18 protein-coding genes are annotated in these 21,055 nt (G+C 72.0%); 9 read left to right on the plus strand and 9 right to left on the minus strand.

Annotated features, from left to right (window positions below; all coding sequences use genetic code 11):
• Positions 1–152: 152 nt before the first annotated feature.
• Positions 153–1,373 carry a transposase gene (locus tag AB0L56_RS17890; RefSeq protein WP_365424355.1) on the minus strand — a complete coding sequence of 407 codons (1,221 nt, stop codon included), beginning with the start codon at positions 1,371–1,373 and terminating at the stop codon, positions 153–155.
• Positions 1,370–1,798: an IS200/IS605 family transposase gene (gene tnpA / locus AB0L56_RS17895; protein WP_365424357.1), complete on the minus strand. Its 429-nt coding sequence runs from the start codon at positions 1,796–1,798 to the stop codon at positions 1,370–1,372. Before tnpA ends, AB0L56_RS17890 begins: the two co-directional genes overlap by 4 nt.
• A gap of 154 nt (positions 1,799–1,952) precedes the next feature.
• On the opposite strand from tnpA, the gene AB0L56_RS17900 reads away from it, so the two are divergent.
• The 3 genes from AB0L56_RS17900 to AB0L56_RS17910 all read left to right on the plus strand — a co-directional run bounded on the left by AB0L56_RS17900 (position 1,953) and on the right by AB0L56_RS17910 (position 6,840).
• Entirely contained in the window at positions 1,953–4,091 is a 2,139-nt protein-coding gene (locus AB0L56_RS17900) for a SpoIIE family protein phosphatase (protein WP_365424359.1), read from the plus strand.
• Positions 4,092–4,440: 349 nt separating this feature from the next.
• Positions 4,441–5,913: a sigma-70 family RNA polymerase sigma factor gene (locus AB0L56_RS17905; RefSeq protein WP_365424407.1), complete on the plus strand. Its 1,473-nt coding sequence runs from the start codon at positions 4,441–4,443 to the stop codon at positions 5,911–5,913.
• A gap of 93 nt (positions 5,914–6,006) precedes the next feature.
• Positions 6,007–6,840: a ribonuclease BN gene (locus AB0L56_RS17910; RefSeq protein ID WP_361023453.1), complete on the plus strand. Its 834-nt coding sequence runs from the start codon at positions 6,007–6,009 to the stop codon at positions 6,838–6,840.
• Positions 6,841–6,894: 54 nt separating this feature from the next.
• Here AB0L56_RS17910 and AB0L56_RS17915 read toward each other — a convergent pair whose 3' ends face one another.
• Positions 6,895–7,959: a galactosyldiacylglycerol synthase gene (locus AB0L56_RS17915; protein ID WP_365424409.1), complete on the minus strand. Its 1,065-nt coding sequence runs from the start codon at positions 7,957–7,959 to the stop codon at positions 6,895–6,897.
• 236 nt (positions 7,960–8,195) lie between these two features.
• Here AB0L56_RS17915 and AB0L56_RS17920 point away from each other — a divergent pair, with 236 nt between their 5' ends.
• From AB0L56_RS17920 to AB0L56_RS17945, 6 genes are all read left to right on the plus strand, one after another.
• Positions 8,196–9,041, plus strand: coding sequence for an SDR family NAD(P)-dependent oxidoreductase (locus AB0L56_RS17920; RefSeq protein WP_361023455.1), 846 nt, complete (start codon positions 8,196–8,198; stop codon positions 9,039–9,041).
• Positions 9,042–9,057: 16 nt separating this feature from the next.
• Positions 9,058–9,954: a DMT family transporter gene (locus AB0L56_RS17925; protein ID WP_361023458.1), complete on the plus strand. Its 897-nt coding sequence runs from the start codon at positions 9,058–9,060 to the stop codon at positions 9,952–9,954.
• Between the two features lie 48 nt (positions 9,955–10,002).
• Positions 10,003–10,752 (plus strand): polysaccharide deacetylase family protein, encoded by a 750-nt coding sequence (locus tag AB0L56_RS17930; RefSeq protein WP_365424362.1) that lies wholly within the window; start codon positions 10,003–10,005, stop codon positions 10,750–10,752.
• Between the two features lie 77 nt (positions 10,753–10,829).
• Complete coding sequence (locus AB0L56_RS17935) at positions 10,830–11,501, plus strand: HEAT repeat domain-containing protein (RefSeq protein ID WP_365424364.1); 672 nt, start codon at positions 10,830–10,832, stop codon at positions 11,499–11,501.
• 6 nt (positions 11,502–11,507) lie between these two features.
• The gene (locus AB0L56_RS17940; RefSeq protein ID WP_365424366.1) at positions 11,508–12,527 is read left to right on the plus strand and encodes a MerR family transcriptional regulator; all 1,020 of its coding nucleotides are present in this window, start codon (positions 11,508–11,510) and stop codon (positions 12,525–12,527) included.
• 160 nt (positions 12,528–12,687) lie between these two features.
• Complete coding sequence (locus tag AB0L56_RS17945; RefSeq protein ID WP_365424368.1) at positions 12,688–14,415, plus strand: VanW family protein; 1,728 nt, start codon at positions 12,688–12,690, stop codon at positions 14,413–14,415.
• A gap of 155 nt (positions 14,416–14,570) precedes the next feature.
• Here AB0L56_RS17945 and AB0L56_RS17950 read toward each other — a convergent pair whose 3' ends face one another.
• From AB0L56_RS17950 to AB0L56_RS17975, 6 genes are all read right to left on the minus strand, one after another.
• Positions 14,571–15,530: a sensor histidine kinase gene (locus tag AB0L56_RS17950; RefSeq protein WP_365424370.1), complete on the minus strand. Its 960-nt coding sequence runs from the start codon at positions 15,528–15,530 to the stop codon at positions 14,571–14,573.
• Complete coding sequence (locus tag AB0L56_RS17955; protein WP_365424372.1) at positions 15,527–15,862, minus strand: STAS domain-containing protein; 336 nt, start codon at positions 15,860–15,862, stop codon at positions 15,527–15,529. Before AB0L56_RS17955 ends, AB0L56_RS17950 begins: the two co-directional genes overlap by 4 nt.
• A gap of 153 nt (positions 15,863–16,015) precedes the next feature.
• Positions 16,016–18,955, minus strand: a complete 2,940-nt coding sequence (locus AB0L56_RS17960; protein ID WP_365424373.1) for a BTAD domain-containing putative transcriptional regulator — start codon at positions 18,953–18,955, stop codon at positions 16,016–16,018.
• A 41-nt stretch (positions 18,956–18,996) separates the two neighbouring features.
• A complete protein-coding gene (locus AB0L56_RS17965) occupies positions 18,997–19,236 on the minus strand; it encodes a DUF397 domain-containing protein (RefSeq protein WP_365424375.1) in 240 nt (79 codons plus the stop codon).
• On the minus strand, positions 19,223–20,434 hold the full coding sequence (locus AB0L56_RS17970) for a helix-turn-helix transcriptional regulator (RefSeq protein WP_365424377.1): 1,212 nt from the start codon (positions 20,432–20,434) through the stop codon (positions 19,223–19,225). Before AB0L56_RS17970 ends, AB0L56_RS17965 begins: the two co-directional genes overlap by 14 nt.
• On the minus strand, positions 20,431–20,997 hold the full coding sequence (locus tag AB0L56_RS17975; protein ID WP_365424379.1) for an ATP-binding protein: 567 nt from the start codon (positions 20,995–20,997) through the stop codon (positions 20,431–20,433). The genes AB0L56_RS17970 and AB0L56_RS17975 overlap by 4 nt, the downstream gene beginning before the upstream one ends.
• Positions 20,998–21,055: the final 58 nt, after the last annotated feature.

Consider the following 21,055-nt stretch of genomic DNA (forward strand, 5'->3'; position numbering starts at 1 on the left):
TGCTCGGCATAGTGTCCGCATATGCGTGATATGCGGTGTGACTGGTGGGGTGCAGTCCCGCCGGTGTCGGTTTCCATGCCGCAGAGTGAAGATCGGACGGAAAGCTGGTGACTCCACCCACGCGTGAACGCGCGGGCTTCCTGCGTCGGTGGCTAGGCCACGTCGCAGAGGACCAGCCCGGCCCTGTCGAGGATGTTCGTCGCGCCGACGCGGTCCGCGTTCGCGGTGAGGCCGCACGCCGTGCACTGGAACTTGGCTTGGGTGACGCGGTTCTTCCCGTCCACGTGTCCGCAGCCGCTGAGGCTGGGCGGGCACGTGCGGGAGGTGTTGCGGGGATCCACCGGGATCATGAGGCGACCGGCACTCTCAGCCTTGTTCGCCAGGATCGCGAGGAACTGCCCCCAACCCGCGTCAAGGATGTTTCTGTTCAGCCCGGCCTTCGCGGCGGCTCCGTTGGGGAGGAACGCGCCGTCGTTTTCGGGGTCGGGCCTGGGTGCCGGGCTCTTGGTCATGCCCGCCGTGTTGAGGCGCTCGTGCGCGATCACGTCGTTGTCGGCGATGAGCGCGCGGGCCGTCTTATGGTGGAAGTCCAGACGCTGGCGCCGCACTTTGGCATGCAGCTTGGCGGCCTTCCGGGCGGCGGCGCGGTGACGCTTGGTGCGCTGCCTGGTGCGCTTGGGGAACGTCGCCAGGTGCCGCTGCGCGGCGGCCAGCTCCTCAGCCGCGGCGTCGAGGAAGCGTGGGTTCGGCTCGTGCTGACCCTCGGACGTGGTGAGGAAGTGCGTGGTGCCCATGTCGATGCCGATGACCGCGCCGGTGGGAGGCAGTTCCTCGGCGGGTACGTTGTCGCAGGCGATGATGACGTACCAACGGTTCCCCTCGCGCTTCACCGAAATCGTCTTGACGCGGCCCCGGACGGGCCGGTGCTGGTGCACGCGGATGTGCCCGACACCCTGGAGTCGGACGCGGGTCTGCCGGTCGTGGGGGGTGGAGTTCCAGCGGCAGCCGTCGCCGTCCTTGGGGAAGGTGACGGTGTCGAAGTGCCCGACGCCCTTGAAGCGCGGGTATCCCGGGGTGTGACCGGCCTTGACGCGCTTGAAGAATGCCTGGAACGCCTTGTCCAGGCGGCGCAGGGTGGCCTGCTGCGAGGAGAACGACCAGCGGCCTTGGCGGTCGGGGTCGACCGCCCGGATCTCCTTGAGCTGCGCGGACTGGTCCCCGTAGCGGATGGTGGTCTTCGACGGGTGCCGGTAGGCGTCCCGGCGCTCCTGCAACGCCGCGTTGTACAGCGAGCAGTGGTCCCGCAGCATCTCGCCGAGCGCCGCCGCTTGGCGGGTGGTGGGGCGCAGGAGAAACTTGTACGCCCGGATCACGGGCCGTCTCCCTTCCTCCACGGGCGTTCCCACTGCGTGTCGATGTACCGGCGAACGGTGTCCGCCGAGACCGCGCCTACCGACGCGGCGAAGTACGACGACGACCACAGAGTCGGCAGCCGTGAACGCAGGTGTGGGAACTCCTCCCGCAGAACGCGGGAGGTGAAGCCCTTGAACTGGTTCGCGACGTATGACGCCGAGGACTTCGGGTCGTGCTTGACGAACAGGTGGACGTGGTCGGGCATAACTTCAAGCACCACGATCTCCCATCCCCGTTCGTCGGCCTTCTGCCGGATCAGTTCGTCCAGGCGTGCCGCGACCCGGCCACCGAGGACCGGACGGCGGTACTTCGGACACCACACGACGTGGAGTCCGAGGTCGTACACGCCGCCGGAGAACCGGCGAACCTTCCTGGTCACGGCCATGCGCGGATCATACATGCGACGCGTGTCTAACAGCATGGGTGTGTCGTGGCCGAGGTGAACAGTGCAGATCCGTGCACACAGCCGAGGTCAGAGCGGGCCAAAGAAGCAATTCCCCCACCGGCTGAAGCCGGTGGTCCCCTTGCTAGGAGATCTGATGGAAACCGCGATGGCCGCCGTGGTGCGGGAAGCCGGCGCATACGGCGGCCTGCTGTATGTGCTGCCGCCGGACGACGACGCGCTGTCGCTGATCATGGTGACCGGCGTGCCGGACCAGCTCGCGACTCCTTGGCGGCGCGTCGCACTGAGCGACCCGATGCCGGTGGCGGACGCCGTGCGGGAGCGGCGCCTGGTGTGGATCGGCGGCCAGGAGGAGTTGGCCCGCCGGTATCCGCGGCCGGCCCTTGTGCTGCCGTACGACTTCGCGCTGTCCGCTGCCCCGGTCGGTTCGGGCGGCACGGTGCGCGGCGGGCTGGTGCTGCTCTGGTCCGGGGCTCGGCCGCCGGAACTGGCCCCCGTCGAGCGCGAGCTGATCGAGTCGGGCTGCCGCCTTTTGGGCACGATCTTCCAGCAGGCCGCGGAGCGGGGCGACCCGGTAACGGTCCCGGAGCGTCCGCGGACGGTGGCCCTGCCCCTGCCGACCGGGCGTACCCGCCCGCCGGACGAGGCGGCCGCCGCCGCGGCCTTCATCGACCGGCTGCCCGGCGGTTGCTGTGCCCTGGACCTGCAGGGCCGTATCACCTTCGTCACCCCTGCCTGCGCCGAGCTCCTCGGCCGTGACCGCGAAGACCTGCTGGGCGCGCTGCCCTGGGAGGCCCTGCCCTGGATGGACGTCCCCGAGGTCGAGGACCGCTACCGGGCCGCGCTGATCAGCCGTCAGCCGCAGAAGTTCACCGTCCTGCGCCCGCCGGGGACTTGGCTGGCGTACGAGCTGTATCCCGACCCCTCCGGCATCAGCGTCCGCATCACCCCCACCGAGCCGCCCGAGAGCACCCCCACCGAGCCGTCCGACAGCACTCCTGCCTCGCCGTCCGAGAGCACTCCCGCCTCGCCGTCCGACAGCGCTCCCGCCTCGCCATCGGGGCCGGCCGCCGGTCCCAGCCGCGCCACCCTGCTCTACCACCTGATGCAGCTGGCGGCCACCCTGACGGAGGCCGCCAGCGTCCAGGACGTCGCGGACCAGACCGCCGACCAGCTTTTGCCCGCACTCGGCGCCCAGGGCATGGTGCTGATGACCGCCGACGAAGGCCGCCTGAGGATCATCGGTCACCGCGGCTACAGCGCCGAACTCATGCGCCGCTTCGAGTCCGTCCCTCTGAGCTCGGACATCCCCGTGGTCAGGGTTCTCACCACCGGCCTGCCGGGCTTCTATCCGTCGTTCGCGGAGCTGCAACGTGACTATCCCGAGACCGTGCACGAGGACGGGATGGCCGCCTGGGCCGTCCTGCCGCTGATCGCCTCCGGCCGGCCCATGGGCTCTCTGCTCATCTCCTACCGCAAGCGCCATCCGTTCCCGCCCGGTGAAAGAGCCGTCCTGACCTCGATCGCGGGTCTGATCGGGCAGGCGCTGGACCGTGCCCGCCTCTACGACAGCAAGCATGACCTCGCCCACCGTCTGCAGTCCGCCCTGCTGCCGCACCAGCTTCCCGACATCCCCGGCCTGAGGGTCGTCGCACGCTACCTTCCGGCGGCCCGGGGCCTGGGTATCGGCGGCGACTTCTACGACCTCATCCGTCTCGACGAGCAGACCGTGGGCGCCGCGATCGGCGACGTGCAGGGGCACAACGTCGATGCCGCCGCGCTCATGGGACAGGTCCGCACCGCAGTCCATGCCCACGCCACCGTGGGCTCGTCCCCCGATCGGGTCCTGGCGGGCACCAACCGCCTGCTCAACGACCTCGAGCCGGGCCTGTTCACCAGCTGCGTCTACCTCCACCTGGACCTCGCCACCCGCCGCGTGCGCCTGGCCACCGCCGGCCATCCGCCGCCCCTGCTGCGCCATGCCGACGGACGTACCGAACCCGTGCTGGTGCCGCCCGGCCTGCTGCTCGGGATCGAGGCGGACTGCCGCTACCCGACGCGGGAGGTTCCGCTGCCGCCGGGCTGTGTGCTCGTCCTCTACACCGATGGGCTCGTCGAAGCCCCGGGAGTTGATCTCGACGACGCCGTCGCGGCCCTCGCCGGGCTTCTCGAAGACGAGGACCCGGCCGACCTCGACGCCATGGCCGACACGCTCATCCGCCATGCGCCCACTCCCGGCGACGACATCGCGCTGATGCTCATCGGCGCCGGCTGAGGCTCTCGTCGCCCCGGCCTGCAAGCGCAACCGGCAGCCACCCGGCGTCACCCTCCGGACGGACAGTGTTCCCGCACGCGGCCCAGGCGGGGTTTCAGAACCTGGCCGAAGGGTGACTCCGGACACTGACGTGGGTTACCGCGGCACCTCGACGGAGGTGGCCGACCACGTCCGATGGTCGTCCCCCCTGGCCCGACACCCCCTGAGGCCCATGTCCACCCCATCAGCCGCCGCCGTGCCCGAACCGTCCTCGGAGGAGCTCGACGCGCTGCTGCGCGAGCTCTCGGCGCAGCCTCCGGGGCTGCGCCGGGCCGCCCTCCGGGACCAGGTCATCCGCCGGCTGCTGCCGATGGCGCGGCGTGTCACCCGCCGCTTCCAGCGCCAGGGGGAGGAGTTCGACGATCTCCTGCAGGTCGCGTCCCTCGGGCTGATCAAGGCCGTCGACGGCTACGACCCCGCCCTGGGCCACGCCTTCCTGTCCTATGCGCTTCCCAAGGTCACCGGTGAACTCCGGCGGCATCTGCGCGACCGCACGCATACGGTGCGGCTTCCCCGTCCCCTCCAGGAGGCGAGCGGCCGGATCCTCCAGGCCGTCGAGGAACTGGAACAGCGGCTCGGCGGCTCGTCGCCCACGGCTGAGCAGATCGCCGCGCACACCGGGCTCGGGCGGGACCGCGTGCTGTCCACACTGCGTGCGGTGCACGCATGCCGTCCACGGTCCCTCGACGAGCCCGCCGGGCACGGCCAGGAGTCCTCGCTCGCCGCTCTGATCGGTGCCGAGGATCCTGCCCTGGGCCGGGTCGTCGACACCGTGGCGCTGGCTGCCCTGGTGAAGCAACTGCCGGAACGCGACCGCCGGGTGCTCTATCTGCGCTTCTACCGGGAGCGCACCCAACAGCAGATCGCGGACGCCATCGGCGTCTCCCAGATGCATGTGTCCCGCATCCTGCGCCGCTGCCTCGACCGGCTCCGGGGGTCGCTCCTGGCGGCCGAGCCGGGCCCGGGTTCCGGGGACGCGGCGACGGGCGGCCCGGTCGCCGGCCGTACGGTCCGGCCGACGCGCCCGCCGTGCGCGCGCCGTGGCGCGGCGGAGCCGCCCGGTCCCAAGGGGCCCGGCGGCCGGACACACCGGGCCCCCGGCCCTACGCACTCCCCCCGGCCACCGGGCCCGGCTCCCCGGGCGGCCGTGGACACAGGGCTGCGAGCCCCGTCCCTCACAGCACTCCGAACCCCGACCGACACCCCGGCCCACCCACGACTCCGGAGCGCCGCGGCGGAGCCGCCCAGTCCCACGGGATCCGCCGGCCGGACACCCGGCGCTTCGCACTCCGCCCGGCCGCCAGGCCCGGCTCGCCGGGCAGCGGTGGACACAGGGCTGCGAGCCCCGTTCCCCACAGCACTCCGAAGCCCGGCCGACACTCCGCCCGACCTGCGGCTCCGGAGTATCGCGACTGAGCCGCCCGGTTCCGCCGGGTCCGGCGACCGGACACGCCCGGCATCCGGCCCTTCGCACTCCGCCCGGCCGCCAGGCCCCGCTCCCCGAGCAGCGGTGGACACAGGGCTGCGAGCCCCCTCCCGCACAGCACTCCGGACCCCGGCCGACCCGCGGCTCGGGACGCGGGCCGCCGACTCCGGGGCCCGGGGAGGCGGTAGGTGCCCGGTGCAGCGGTGGTCGGTGGGGGCGCCGTGGCCCTGCCCGGCGGGGTCACGGTGGCCGTCGTGCGTCGGGGGCGTGCCGCGGATTCCGAGGGCGCGGCGGGCCGCCCGCCACCGTACCGAGCGCCCCTGCCGGGCCGCCCGGCCCCCGCCCGCCGCCGCGTGACATGACGGAGCAAGCACCTTCCCCGCCCGGGTCTGTCCCGCCTGCCGCCGCGTGACACCGACGCGGGTACGCGAGCCGACGAAGGAGCGCACCGTGAGGCGTCACCTGCGCGCGCTCCGGCGCGGATGGGAGTGGCTGGGCGTCCATGTCCTGCTGCGGCGCGGCCGCGACCTCGAACTGATGCACAGGGCCATGGGGTTCGCCACGCTCGCCCTGGTCACCCTGGCGCCGCTGCTCATCGTGATCGCCGCCGCCGATCCGCTCGGACGGGGTGGTTTCGCGGCCTGGCTGGCGGACGGCATGGGACTGTCCGGACGGTCCGCGCGCGAGCTCGCGAAGATCATCAGCCCGCCGCGCGAAGTGGTCGGCACGACCAGTGTGTGGGGCGTGGTGGCCCTCGCCGTGTTCGGCGTCCCGTTCGGCGGGAGTGTGCAGAACGGCTACGAGCGGACCTGGAACCTGCCCCCGGGACCGTGGCACCGGATCTGGCGTCAGGCGACCTGGCTGTGCGTCCTGACCGGGTACCTCTACCAGGAGGTACTGACCCGTGACGCCATGCACGGGCCGGAGCGGATCACCCTCTCGCTGGTGACCGGCGTGCTGTTCTTCTGGTGGAGCCAGCGCTTCCTGCTCGGCGGCCAGGTCCGCTGGTGGTACCTGCTGCCGGGGGCGCTCGCCACCATGACGGGGCTGATCGGACTGCGGGGCTTCTCCTACTTCGTGTTCAGCCCGCTGATCGTCGACAACGCGATCAGCTACGGCACCGTCGGTGTCGTCCTCATCGTCGAGTCGTGGCTCATCGGCGTGGGTTTCGTCATCTTCGGCGGCGCCCTGTTCGGCCGCTGGCTCCTCGACCACCACGGGCACCGGTTCACCGACGACCTGCCCCCGCCGACCGGAGCGAAGGCGGCCCGCGACAACGGCTGACGGACGCGGCGCCCAAGGGGTGCCTCACCCTGCCGCGCCGAACGGTCACACCGGTCACACCCGGGCCATGCCGGCCAGTGCGGTCACCCGTGCCAGCGCGTCCCCGCGGAAGAGCTCCCGCCCGCGGGCGACCCGGTGGTCGCGGTGGGCGCCGTCCGCCGACAGCCGCCGCAGCGCGCGCAGCAGGGCGGAGGCGTCCGGGGCGATCTCGGAGACGCCGAGCGCCGCCATCCGGCGTACGCCCTCCGCGCCGTGGCCGGGCAGCGGGCGGTAGCCGACCACGGGCAGCCCGGCGGCCAGTGCCTGTACGGCGGTCTGGCCGGCGGCGTTGTCGATCAGGACGCGGGCCGCCCGTAGCAGACCGGGCATGTCCGTGACCCAGTCCGGTACGAGCGCGCCGGGCAGCCCGGCCAGGCGGGCCCGCAGGCGTTCGTTCCGGCCGCACAGCACGACCGGGAGGAAACCGGCGGAGATGAGCAGCCGGGCGGTCCTGTCCAGCTCGTAGGCCGCGCCCCAGGCGCCGGCGGACAGCACGACGGCCGGGCGTCCGGCGGCGTGCCGCTCGAAGCGTCGGCGCCACGCCGCGGCCCCGGGAGCCGGTGCGAAGAAGCCGGGCGCCACGACGGGGCCGGTCGTCCCGACGGGCACGGTGAGGTTCCGTGCCACGTCCCGCGCGGCGTCGTCGGTGAGACACAGGTACAGGTCGTTGCCGGGGTGGAGCCACTGCCGGTGGACGGCGAAGTCGATCACGAGGACGGCGCTCGGGGCCCGCAGCCGCGCCCGCGCCCTGAGGTGGCCGGTCAGCTGGGCGGCCAGGTGGAAGACGGGGACCACCACGTCGGCGCCCGTGCGCTCCACCAGGTCCGTCAGACGGCTGCCCGCCAGCCGGGCGAGGGGGAGGCCGCTGGGGCGGTGCCGCGGGCCGGGGCGCAGCAGCGCGCGGTAGAGACCGGCGTACATCCAGGGGAAGTGCCGTACCGACGACTGGTAGAAGAGGCGCAGCCCGGAGCCCACGCCGTGCGGAAGCAGCCGCAGGAGGTCCACGATCTCGGCCTCGTGGCCCTGTTCCCGGGCTCGGCGGGCGAGTTCGGCGGCCACCGTGTCGTGACCGGCCCCCATGCTCGCGCTGACGATCAGCAGTCGCAGCCTGCGGTCCACGGGCGCGGACCGGCGGGGAGCCGGAGAGGGTGAGTGCACGGGATGCTGTGTCTCCTTCCGCTGCGCCGACGAAACACGCGGTACGGCGTTTCGGCGGCCCGACCCGGGATACTCCCGGATGTCACTCCCCCGCCGAACGCCGGGAGCGGCCGCCGACCGCGTTCCGGGCGTTCACCCTCGCAGCCGAGGTGCAGCCCATGTCTCACGCTTCCGGCGCCGGCCCGGCCGGCGTGTCGTTGCCCCGGACGTCCGCCGCGCCGGCCGAAGCGGCGCATGCTCCCCCGGCCGGCGACGCCAAACGCCTGCGCACCGCGCTGGTGACCGGCGCCTCCTCCGGCATCGGCGCCGCCGTCGCCCGGCGGCTCTCCGCGGAAGGATGGCGTCTGGTCCTCAACGGGCGGGACGCGGAACGCCTCCGCCGGGTCGCGGAACGGGCCCCGGCGTCGGTCTTCCCGGCGGATCTGACGGCGGCAGGCGCCGAACACCGGCTGACCCGGTTCGCCCTCGACCGCACCGGCCGCGTGGACGTCCTGGTGGCCGGCGCGGGCATCGGCTGGGCCGGGGACTTCCGCACCATGCCGCTGTCCGCCCTGGAGGAGGTCGTCGAGGTGGATCTCCTCGCCACGCTGCGGCTGGTCCGGCAGGTGCTGCCGCACATGGTGGAGGCCGGATCCGGGCGTCTGGTGCTGGTCGGGTCCCTCGCGGGGACGGTGGGCGTGCGCGGGGAGGCCGTGTACTCGGCGGCCAAGGCCGCGCTGGGCGTCTTCGCCGACTCCCTGCGGTACGAGCTGCGCGGCAGCGGCGTCGGCGTCAGTCTCGTGGTGCCGGGAGTGGTGGACACGCCCTTCTTCGAACGGCGCGGCACCCCCTACCGGCGGGGGTGGCCCGGGCCGGTGCCTCCCGAGCGGGTCGCCGACGCCGTGTGGAGCGCGGTCTCGCGGGGGCGGGACGAGGTCTACGTCCCCGGCTGGCTGCGTGTGCCCGCCCGGGTGCGCGGCGCGGCGCCCGGCCTGTACCGGCGGCTCGCCGCCGTGTTCGGCTGAACGGCGTCAGGGCGTCATGGTCGTCGTCCTGGCCCTGCTGGCCGCGCTGGCGAACGCCGCGGCCACGGTGCTGCAACGGCGGGCCGCGGCGGACGCAGCGGAGGCCGGCGCGGGCGTGCGCCAGGCCGTCCGCTGGCTCCGGCAGGTGCTGCGCAATCCCTACTGGGTCGCGGGTGCCGCCATGCTGGCGGTGACGACCGTACTGCAGGCCGCGGCGCTCGGCGTGGGCAGTCTCGCGCTGGTCCAGCCGCTCATGTCCACCGAGCTGCTGTTCACGCTCATCCTCGGCAGTCTCGTCTTCCACCGGCGTCCGGACCGCAGGACCTGGCTGGCGTTCGTCTCCCTGGCCGCCGGGCTGGCGGTGTTCCTCACCTCCGTCGCTCCGGCACCGGGGGAGTCCACCGCCTCCCCGGGGGCGTGGCTCACGACCGTGGGGGTGGTCATGGGTGCCGTGGTGGTCCTGGTGGTGACGGCCCGCGCGGTGGGGAGCGCACTGCGCGCGGCGCTTCTCGGACTGGCGTCGGCCGTGTCGTTCTCCCTGACGGCGGCGCTGCTCAAGGAAGTGACCGGACGCATTCCGGACGGGGCGGACGCCGTCCTGGGGACGTGGCCCCTGTATGCCACAGGGGTCGCCGGAGTGGCCGGCTTCCTGTTGCTCCAGGCCGCGTTCCGGGCCGGGACACTGGCGGCGTCCGCACCCGCGCTGACCCTCGGTGACGCGCTGACGAGCGTGGCGCTGGGGTGGGCGCTGTTCGGGGAGGGGATCACGCTCGGTGTGCGGGTGGTGCCCGCGGTGATCGGCGTGCTGCTCATCGGGGCGGGTACCGCGGAGCTGGCCCGCGCCCCGTCGGTCGCCGGAAACTGGGACGAGGCGGCACAGCGCTCGAACGGCTCACCCCGGCCGGTGGGGTAGACGTTCCGCACCGCCGCGGCCGTCCCACGCGGAGAGGAGCCACAACCGATGCCCACGTCCACCGGCCCCTCGCCCGTCCGGCAGGCGGCCGCGGTACTGACTCGGCCGGCCGCCGTCGTGGCCGCGGCCCACATGGCACCGGCCGCCACCTGGCTGCCCGCCGTACGCCGCCGTGTCCCGCGCCTCGCCGGTGTCGGACACCCCTCCCACGTCGCCCTGACCTTCGACGACGGACCCGACCCGGACTCCACCCCGCGCTTCCTCGACGCGCTCGACGAACTCGGCGTCCGGGCGACCTTCTTCGTCCTGGGCGACGGCGTCGTACGGCATCCCCCGGTGGTGCGCGAGACCTTCCGCAGAGGGCACGAGCTGGCCGTGCACGGCTGGAGCCACCGCCGCCCGTGGCTGCCGGTCCCGGCGGACGACGTCCGCGCCCTGCAGCGGGCGGCGGCCGTGGTGGGCGAACTGACGGGCCGGCGCCCCCGCTGGTACCGGCCGCCCTACGGCATCCTCACGTCCGAGCGCTGGGCGGCCGCCCGTGCGGCAGGCATGCGACCCGTGCTGTGGACCGCCTGGGGCAGGGACTGGACGGCCGGGGCCACCGCGGCGTCGGTGCGCTCGGCCGTCGCGGCCGGTCTGCGCGGCGGCGGCACGGTTCTCCTGCACGACACGGACAGGATGTCGGCACCGGACTGCTGGCGGGCCACGCTGGATGCCTTGCCCGGCATCGTGAACGGCTGCCGGAGGGCGGGCCTGGCGGTCGGCCCGCTCGCCGAACACGGCGTGCCCCGTCGCTGAGCACGGTGCCCGCTCCCGCGCCCGCTTGACCTTGACACCGTGACAAGGTCTTCACTGCGGACGAGGAGGTGGTCCCGATGACCGTGCCGAGAGAGCACACGGACCCATTGCGACGGCTGTTCCAGGGACTGGAGCACAGTGACGCGTCGACGCGGCTGCGGGCCGCGCTGGCGGCCGGCACGACCCCGGACCCCCGATGGGTCGACAAGCTCGTCGAACGCAGTGCGATCGAGCCCGAGTTCCACGTGCGGGACATGCTGACCTGGGCGCTCACCCGGCACTCGCCGTCCCTCACGGTGCCGAAGCTCGTCGAAGAAGTCCGTTCGGACCGTGCTCAGGCGCGCAGCCAGGCGTTGCACACGCTGTCCAAGATCGGGGACCGTCGGGCGTGGCCGGTGATCACCCGGGCGGTCCTGACCGACGCGGACCACGAGGTGGCGCGGAGCGCCTGGCGAGCGGCGGTGGTCCTGGTGCCCGCCGGTGAGGAACGGGCGCTGGCCGCTGTGCTGGCGACACAGCTCGGGCGCGGCGGGAGGCAGACGCAGCTGAGTCTCGGCCAGGCGCTGGTCGCGCTCGGGGAGGTGATCGTGCCCATCCTGCACGCCGCGACGGCGGACCTCGACCCCGCCGTGCGTGAGCACGCGATCGCCACCGAGCGGCTGCTGCGCGACCCGGATGCCGGATTCGAGTTCGCGATCGAGGAGGCGAAGCGCGTCGTGGCCCTGGGCACGACCGCCGGGAAGGGGTGACGGAGCGTGTTGATCGGTGAGGTGGCGCGACGGTCCGGGGTCAGCGCCCGCATGCTCAGGCACTACGAGCGGCTCGGCCTGCTACGGCCGACGGGCCGGACCACGGGCGGCTACCGGGAGTACTCCGGCGAGGACATCCGGCGGATCTTCCACATCGAGAGCCTGCGGTCGCTGGGGCTGTCGCTGCGCGAGGTCGGGCGCGCGCTGGACGATCCGGGTTTCACGCCCGCGAAACTCGTCGACGACCTCGTCGTACGGACCCGGGAACGGATCGCGAGCGAGACGGAGCTCCTCACCCGGCTGACCCGGATCGGTGCCGCGCAACCCGCCGACTGGGAGGACGTCCTGGGGACCGTCGCCCTCCTCCACGCCCTGGGTTCCGAGAGCGCGGGGAAACGCCAGAGCGCGGCCCTGTCCTCCGCCGCCGAGGTCCCGATGCCGGTGGAGGCCCTGGTCGAGGCCTTGCTGAGCGAGACGGACCCTAACGTCTCCGGGGCCCTTCGCTGGGCGCTGGCGCGCTCGGGCGGCGGACTGGAGCTGCTGGCGGAGGGCCTCGGCTCACCACGGGCCGAGGTGCGGGAACGCGCGGTCCGGGCCGTCACCGAGATGACGGACGCAGCGGCGACCGCGCTGCTGCGGGACGCCCTCACCCACTGCGACCCCGTGGTACGCGGACAGGCGGCGGTGGCGGCGGGGACACGCGGGGTGGCCGAGGCGGTTCCGGCACTCGTGGACATGGTCGTCGAGGCGACGAACGACGTCGACGCGGCCGACGCGCTGAGCGGGCTGGCCCGTGATCCCGGGACGGCGGAGCGGATCGCCGCCGGGCTGGTCGACCGCCTGGCCGACGGCAGGATCGACGTGCCGGCGCGCCGGCGGCTGACCCAGGCGCTCGCGGACATCCCGGGCCCCACGGCGTCCCGCGCTCTGGCGGAGCTGACGTACGACACGGACCGCGCCGTCGCACTCACCGCGACGTATGTCCTGCGGCTGCGTGACACACGGCGGACGGATCTTCCCGACTGATCCAGAACGCCCGGTTGATCCAGAACGCCCGATGTGACCTTTCGAATACCTGTGACGTTTGAAATACCTTTTGGCGCCGGATGGCATGTAGCTTGGCCGACTGCTTCTCGCACACAGCCGCCATATCGGGTGCACGCTACATCGATCGTTCAGGAGACCCATGCGCCCCCGGATACCTTCCGTCCCCCGAATAGCCTCCCTCTCGCCGCTCGCCCTCGCGGGCGGTGCGCTCACCGTCGGCATCGGCGGCCTGTATCTCGCCGGGCTGCTGGTCACCGGCGGCGAGATCGAGGCGGGTACGACGGTGCACGGTGTGGACCTCGGCGGTCTGACCCGCCAGGAAGCCGCCCACAAGCTGGAGCGCGACCTGACGGCGCCGCGGGAGCTCCCGGTGAAGGTCGGCGACCGCCACGGCACGGTCGATCCGCGGCAGGCGGGGTACGCCTACGACATCCCGGCGACCGTCGACCGCACGGCATCCACCGGTGCCGATCCCGTCAGCGCGATCGGCGGGCTGTTCCGCCCGGGCGGTGACATCGAGCCGGTCGTACGCGTCGACGAGGACAAGGCCCATGCCGCCCTCGGCAAGCTGGCGAGGACGGTCGACCAGAAGGTCCGCGACGGCGCCGTCTCCTTCGACGACGGGCGGGTCGAGCAGGTGGCCCCGCACAGCGGATACGCGCTGGACGTGAACGCCGCGACCGGCGCGCTGCGCGACCCCTTCCTGCGCGGCTCGCACTCGGTAACGGTGCTGCCCGCACGCGAGACCAAGCCGAAGGTCACGGCGGACGAGGTACGGCGGGCGGTGCGCGAGTTCGCACGGCCCGCGATGTCAGAACCCGTCACACTCACCGCGGGCGGCGAGCGGTTCACGATCACCCCGGACGTGCTGAGCGACCACCTGACGATGCGGCCGGACGGCGACGGCAGGCTCGCACCGAAGCTCGACAGCAAGGGCCTGCGTGCCGCGCCGGCGGTGGCCGACGCCCTGAACGACCTCCCCGCCACACCACGCAACGCCCGGCTGGGGCTCGCGGGCGACAAGGCCGTGGTGACCGCCGACGCCAGGGACGGCCTGAAGGTCACCGACAAGGCGCTGGGCAAGGCCGTCCTGCCCCTGCTCACCAAGTCCGGCACCGCCCGCAGCGGGGAGGTGGACACGCGGCGGATCCAGCCGGAGGTCACCCGCGAGAACGCGGCGCGCCTGGGGCTGACGGAGAAGCTGTCCTCCTTCACCGTCAACTTCGAACCGGCCGCCTACCGCACGACGAACATCGGCCGCGCCGTGGACCTGATCAACGGCTCCGTCGTCATGCCGAACGAGACCTGGAGCTTCAACCGGACCGTCGGCGAACGCACCAAGGCCAACGGCTTCGTCGACGGCATCATGATCTACGACGACCAGTACGCCAAGGCGCCCGGCGGCGGAGTCTCCACCGTGGCCACCACGGTCTACAACGCGATGTTCTTCGCGGGCGTCAAGCCCGTCGAACACGGCGCCCACTCCTTCTACATCGAACGCTATCCCGAGGGCCGTGAGGCGACGGTGGCCTGGGGCAGCCTCGACCTGCGCTTCACCAACGACACCGGCAACGCCGTGTACATCCAGGCCGAGTCCACCGACACCTCCGTCACCGTCAACTTCCTCGGCACCAAGAAGTACGACGAGATCACGTCGGTCAAGGGCCCGCGCACCAACGTGCAGGAGCCGGGGCAGCTGGTGAGCACCAACGAGCAGTGCGTGCCGCAGACTCCGCTCGAGGGCTTCGACGTCACGGTGCAGCGGGTCTTCCGCGACGGGGGCCGTGAGGTGAAGCGCGAGCCGTTCCACACGCACTACGCCGCGCGCAACGAGATCATCTGCGAAGAGACAGCGGACGAGCTCTGAGGACGAAGTGGCCGGTGCTCGCGTAGTTGGCACCAGCGGCCGGACACCACCGGAGTGGTGGCGTCCGGCCTGGCTCCTCCCAAGGCCGGTCGCCCTTCCGCGCGCAGGGATCAGGAAGCCGTCAGGGCACCCGCTCGCCGCCGCGCTCCCGCCGCTCAGGCGCTCCGCAGCCGTACCGTCGTCCCGTTCGATCCCGTCCGCACCTGCACGGTGTCGCAGAGCATCCCGACCCCCCAGAGTCCGAAGCCGGAGTCCACCGCCGACTCGGGCGGCTGCCAACTGATGAACTCCTCGGGCTGCCAGTTGCCGGAGTCGGTGATCTCGCAGATCAGGCCGTCGTCGGGCCAGGTGCGCAGCGTCACCGGGGCGTCGCCGTGGCGGATTGCGTTGGTGGCCACCTCGGTTACGGCGACGAGCAGGTTGTGCAGCGCGTCGGCCGACAGCCCGCAGCGCTTCGCCTGGTCGGCGACGAACGCCCGAGCGGCGTGCAGTTCGGTGGGAAGGATACGCATCGTCGCGGCGGACTGCGGGGAAGAGGCGAGAGGCAGCCGGTCGAGGTCGCGGACGAAATCCGCGGGTTCCCGGTACTGCGGGTTGTCCCGCAGTACGGCACCCTCCAGGATCTTCGGGTGGGTCTGGCGTACGAGTGCGATGGTGTCGGACGACAGGACCGCGGTGTTGTAGCAGCAGCGACTGCGCAAGGGCACGTCGGCGAAGCTCAGGTTGAAGATCGAGTCGTAGCGCACCCACTCGATCGCGTCCCGGTATCGGCTCCAGTCGTCCGACGCCACCACCCACGCCGGGCGTGGACCGAGCGACTTGGCGACGGCGTTCATCGCGGCCATGGCCCGGACGGGGTTCGTGTAGACGTCCGCGGGATCGATGAACTGCACGGCCTGGGCGTCATGCCCGAGCGAGTCGCGCAGCGCCTCGGCCTCGTTGCCCGGTGTCACCACGAACGTCGGGGCGCCGGCTTCGATGCCCTCGCGGACGTGGGGAAGTGTGCCCGCGAGGAACTCCCGCTCGTCGCCGTAGAGCAGCGCCTGGTGCCGGACCGTGGGGTCGCCCTGCCGGCCGTCGGCCACCGGCTGATCGGCACGTGTCCCGGTCGTCATGAAGTCCCCCTCTGCCCCTGCACGAGCCCCGGCAGGCGTTCCCAACCCACTGTCTCGATGAGGTTTCCCACCGCGGGCGACAGATTGTCGAGGACGAGCCGGAGGGCGCCGCCGCGGCTCTCCACGAAGCTCGTCAGCAGGCTGAGCGCGCCGAGATCGATGAAGGTCAGTCCGGCCAGGTCGAGCCGGACGTCACCTTCCTCGGCCACGTGCGAGGACAGCGCGTCGGAGAGCTCGCCGTGCCGCGTCGCGTCGAGTTCACCGGCCAGCCGGAGGCCGGGCGGATCGTCGGTCGGGGTGATCCGCAGAATGCGGTCTTCGCTTGGTGCCATGACTTCCATGAGACCTGCCGAGTCCTGGGACGGTGATCCTGAAATTCTGTAGTCCTGACCGACTGTGTACGCCACCGGTATAGCGGCGGTAGACCAGTCGCACGCGCGGGCCCGTGAGAACCGATGTCCGGCACCCCCACGGCCCGGCTCCCGTCACAGCGGCGGCGGTCCGACGGTGTCCGGGCCGATCCGCAGGCTGAGACAGGCGGGGAAGAACGCGCTCCACGCGTGGCCGCGCCAGCTGACGTACGTCGTGAGGCGTCCCCCGCCGAGGATCCCGGCGCGTTCCAGATACTCATGTGCCTCCTGGTTCCTGCCCTGTTCGAAGCAGAGGGCGCTGATCTCGTGGAGGGCGAAGCTCTGCAGGCTGCTGTCACCGATCTTCCGCGCGTGCTGGAAACTCTCCTCGAAGCAGGTCAGGGCGTCCTCGACGCGGCCCAGACCGCGGTACGCACGTCCGAGGTCGCCCAGGCCGGTCACCTGGGCCGTACGGTCGCCGGCCTCTCGCGCGAGGTCGAGTTGCCGGGTCTGCAGGGCCACGGACTCCTCGTACGACTGCATCTCCGTCAGCGCGTCCGCGAGGTTGTGCAGGGAGCGCCGTTCGCCCTCGCGGTCGCCTGTCTCGCCCCAGATGACGAGCGCCGATTCCAGGCACTGCCGCATTCTGTGGAACTGGCGGTGCAGCCAGTACACCGCCGACAGGTTGTGCAGCGCCCAGGCCTCACTCTCCCGGTCGCCGAGACGCCGGGTGGTACGCACGGCCGCCTCGCCCAGGGTCCACAACTCCCGGGCGCGGGCGTACGGGTAGAGGTACCAGTGCAGCAATTCCGTCAGCCGCACAGCGAGGCGCGCCGTCGAGTCGGACTGCGTGAGGGCGTGCAGGACAGTGGCGATCAGGTTCGCGCGCTCGGTGATCAGCCATGCCTCGGCCTCCCTCTGGTCCCTGATGCGCGCCGTCGGGAGACCCGACGTGCCGGCCATGCCCGCGGACACGTGATCCTGCGCGCGACGGTCGAAGTAGGGGGGCACCTCCAGGAAGGCCACGGCCTGTTGCGTGGCGGCGAGATAGAAAAGAAGTACGCGCTCCAGAGCCCGTTCGCGCTCCGCCTGGGGCTCCTCCGCCCACACCTGCTCACGTGCGAACAGGCGGAGCAGGTCGTGCATCTGGTAGCGGGCCGGAGCGGGGCTGTTCAGCAGATGCGCGTCCACCAGCCGTTCGAGCGCGTCCTCGGCCGGACCGGTCGACACGCCGAGCAGGGCGGCCGCCGCCGGCAGACTCATGCTGGACCCCGGCACGACCCCGAGGAGCCGGAAGGCGCGGGCCGCGGCCTGGTCGGTGGGATGGTCGCCGTGGCGGATGGCGTGATAGCTCGCGTGGAAGCTGGCCCGTACGGACACGTCGCCGACACAGATTTCGTCGAGCCGCCCCTGGGCATCGGTCAGCCGTTCGACGAACGCGCTCAGGGGCCAGCTGGGGCGGGCGGCCAGCCTGGCGCCGACGATCCTCAGGGCCAGGGGAAGGCCGCCGCACATCCTGATGATCGCGTCCGCCGCCTCCGCGTCGGAGGCCACCCGCTCCGGGCCGAGGAGCCGTTCCAGCAGTTCCATCGCCTGGTCGTGGAAGAGGACGCCGAGGTGGAGGTGTGTGGCGCCCTCCAGGGTGGTGAGCATCTCGCGGCTGGTGATCAGTACGGCGCAGCCAGGACCGGCGGGGAGCAGCGGGCGGACCTGCTCCACACCGGCGGCGTTGTCGAGCACCACGAGGATGCGGCGGTCGGCGACCATGGAGCGGAACGTGGCGGCCGCCTCGTCGGGGTTGGTGGGGATGGCCACTTGCGGCAGCCCCAGCGTGCTGAGGAACCGGCCGAGCACGTCACCCGGTTCCAGGGGCGTCAGGCCGACGGTGGCTCCGTGCAGATCGACGTAGAACTGGCCGTCCGGGAAGCGGTCGGCGAGCTGATGGGCCGTGTGGATCGCCAGAGCCGACTTGCCCACGCCACCGGTCCCGTCGATCGCGGCGATCGCCACATGCCCGTCGTCGGCGCGGTCCAGCACCTTGCGCAGTACGGAGCTCTCGCCGGCGCGGCCGATGAACGCGCTGCCGGCGTGGGGAAGTTCTCGGGGGACCAGGGCGGGTATGCCTGTTGCGGTCTCCGTACCGCCGGCGGGTGCGCGGTTCTGTCGGGTACGGTCCGGGCGGGCGCGGCCGGACGGAGCGGGGTCGGTTTCGGGGGCACGGTCCGCTGGTCCGCCGGCGGTGACGGGCTCGGGGACGGGCCCGGTCCTGGGTTCGGCCCGGGCTTCCGGCTTGGGTCCGGGTGTGGCTTCCAGAAGCAGGGACGCGTCGGCGGTGAGGATCCGCTGGTGGAGCTGCTGGAGAGACGGAGCCGGTTCGATGCCCAGTTCCTCGGCCAGACGGTGGCGCAGTTGCCGGTAGGCGGCCAGGGCGTCAGCCTGTCGGCCCGCCCGGTACAGCGCCAGCATGAACTGGCCCCGCATGGCTTCCCGCAGCGGATGTTCGGCGATCAGTGCCTCGAGTTCGTCCAGCACGGCCTCGTGGCGGCCGAGCCGCAGTCGCGCTTCGATGCGGAACTCCCGCGCCTGCGTATAACTCGCCGTCAGGCGCGAGGCCTCCGCCTCCACAGCGGGTGTCGGCGGCACGTCGGCGAACGGAACGTCGCGCCACAGGCCCAGCGCCTCGCCGAGCAGGGCGGCGGCCGCATCGGCCGAGTTCCGGCCGAGTTCCTGTCCGCCCCGCTTCACCAGTTCGACGAACCGGTGGGAGTCGACCTCGTCCGGTGCCACGACGAGCCGGTACCCGTGGGCGCGGTAACCGTGCACATGCGTCACCAGCAGCTCACCCGACTCGTCGCCCAGCGCACGCCGTACCCGCGAGACATAGCCCTGCAGCAGCTTGTTCACGCTCTGCGGAGGCCGAGCGCCCCATAATTCCGCGATCAGCCGGTCGGTGGACACCAGCTGGTTCGCGTCGCAGAGGAGCACCGCGAGGAGCATCCGCCACTTGGCCGGCGCGAGGGGAACCTCCTGACCGTCGCGCCAGAGCTCGAGCGGCCCAAGTATCCGATACCTCATGTCACGCACCGTACGCCGTCACCTCCGGTCCGGTGCGTCCTTCAAGGCCTTGTGAGCTCCTTGAGACCTGCGACGAAGGCCTGCCACTGTTCCCCGGGGATCCTGAGCACCGGCCCGTCGGGAGCCTTGCTGTCGCGCACGTCGATGGCGGGCGCGTTGACGGTCTGGGCGTCGACGGTGTGGGCGTTGACGGGATGGGCGTGGTCCGCCACCTCGACACAATTGCCGCCGTTTCCCATGCTGTAGCTGCTCTTGCGCCAGGGCCGTTCAGTGGGATGCACGGTCCAATTCCTCTTTCATGTCGCGTATCAGAGCCCGTGAGTCGTCTCGGGAGAGTGCCTCGGACTGGATCAGGTTGAAAGCCAGCTTGTGCTGCTGGATCTGGGCGGGGTCGACGGTTGTCTGCCCGCCGATGAACGTCTCCCCGTACAGGACGTCCGTGCCTTCCCGGAATCCCATGAGGCGGAAAGGCGTCATGCCGCCGGGGTGTTGCCGGACGTGGAACGGGATCACCTGGAGGTGGACCTTGGGCAGGTCGGCCCGCTCCAGGAGATGCCCGAGCTGCTCGCTCATGACGCGACTCCCGCCGATGCAGCGGCGCAGGACGCCTTCGTCGAGGGTCACCATGACCTGGGGTGGTTCGGCTCTGGTGAGGATGCGCTGCCGGTCGATACGGGCGGCCACGAACTGCTCGATCTGCAGCTTCGTGGCGACCGGGTGGGCGGCGGTGAAAATGGCGCGCGCGTACGCTTCTGTCTGCAACAGGCCGGGAATGGCAACGGACTCGAATTCCTGGATGAAGCCGGCTCGCTGTTCCAGCTCGATGACATGCCAGAACCAGTCCGGATATGCGGACCGGATGAGCAACGGCCACAGTTTCACCAGCGCGCCATCGGCGCCCAGGAGCCGGTCCGCCCGTTGAGCGAAGTCGTACGACGGCATCTGCTGGGCATTCTCGATGCCTCCGGCCGTCGTCTCGGTGCAGTCCACGGAATCGGCGAACTCCGCCCGGGTGAGTCCGACGATCAGCCTGTACCGCCGGACCTCACGACCGAACCGGCACAGCAGTGACGAGATGCTCTCCGCGGACGCCGTCGACGTCTCGCCCCCCTGCACCGCGACGAGTGGCCGACCGCCGTGGGACAGCCAGGCAACTGTTCCGTCCGGTCCGGGTGCGGCCCACGCGACGGGCGTACGGCTCCACGACGGCTCCGTCCCCAGCGTCCCGGCGTATGTCGTCCCGGCCTCCTTCGTCGCGGCGGACACGCGGCTGAGCAGCCCCCAGGCGTAGACGTCCGGGCCGACTGCGGCCGCCAGCGCCGCTTCGATGCAGGCGCGTGCGCTGTCCTCGGTCACGCAGGTACCGCACGGCCCGTGCTGGTGCCGACTGTTGGAGACGTGGTGGATGTCCCACCGGTAGAGGCTTCCGTCCGGCCGGTCAAACGCACCCTGGCCGTTGTCGTTCATCACGCCGGTCACTGGTCCTCCTCAAGCAGAGGCGGCCGCGGCGGCTGGACGGCGCCGTCGAGAGCGAGAGTGCACCACGTGGTCTTCCCCCTGAGTGACTCCTGCCGCGACCCCCAGGCGGACGCGATGGCCTGCACCAGGAACATCCCGCGCCCCTGCTCCTCCTCAAGCCCCGACTGCCGGACCGTGGGGCGTACCGGGGAGGCGTCGGTGACCTCGAGCAGCAGTCTGTCGCCGACGTGCAGGAGGTTCACCGTGATCAGCGCGTCCGGCCCGTGCGTGACAGCGTTTCCCAGGAGCTCGCTGGCGAGCAGCACGCTGTCGTCGATGACGGGAGACGGGCAACCCCACGCACGCAGGGCCGCACGCACGGCCTCGCGGACTCTGCCCACCTCGACCGGCACCGGGTAGACGTGCAGGTGCAGGTGCCTGCCGAAGGCGAGGTTGCAGTCCGAACAGATGAGGCTGCGTCTGCTCGCCGTGACCGGGTCGGCGCGGTTCTCGAGCGGCTCACGGCCCAGAGGTGCAGGACAGGGGCGGCGGGCTGCGTGGGGGCGTGGATCAATACCTGTCATATCGGGTCCATGTGCCGGGGCTGGATGAGAGAAGGTCTGTCTGACGTCCACATGGCGA

It is taken from the genome of Streptomyces sp. NPDC052079 (assembly GCF_040680275.1).
Classification (GTDB): domain Bacteria; phylum Actinomycetota; class Actinomycetes; order Streptomycetales; family Streptomycetaceae; genus Streptomyces.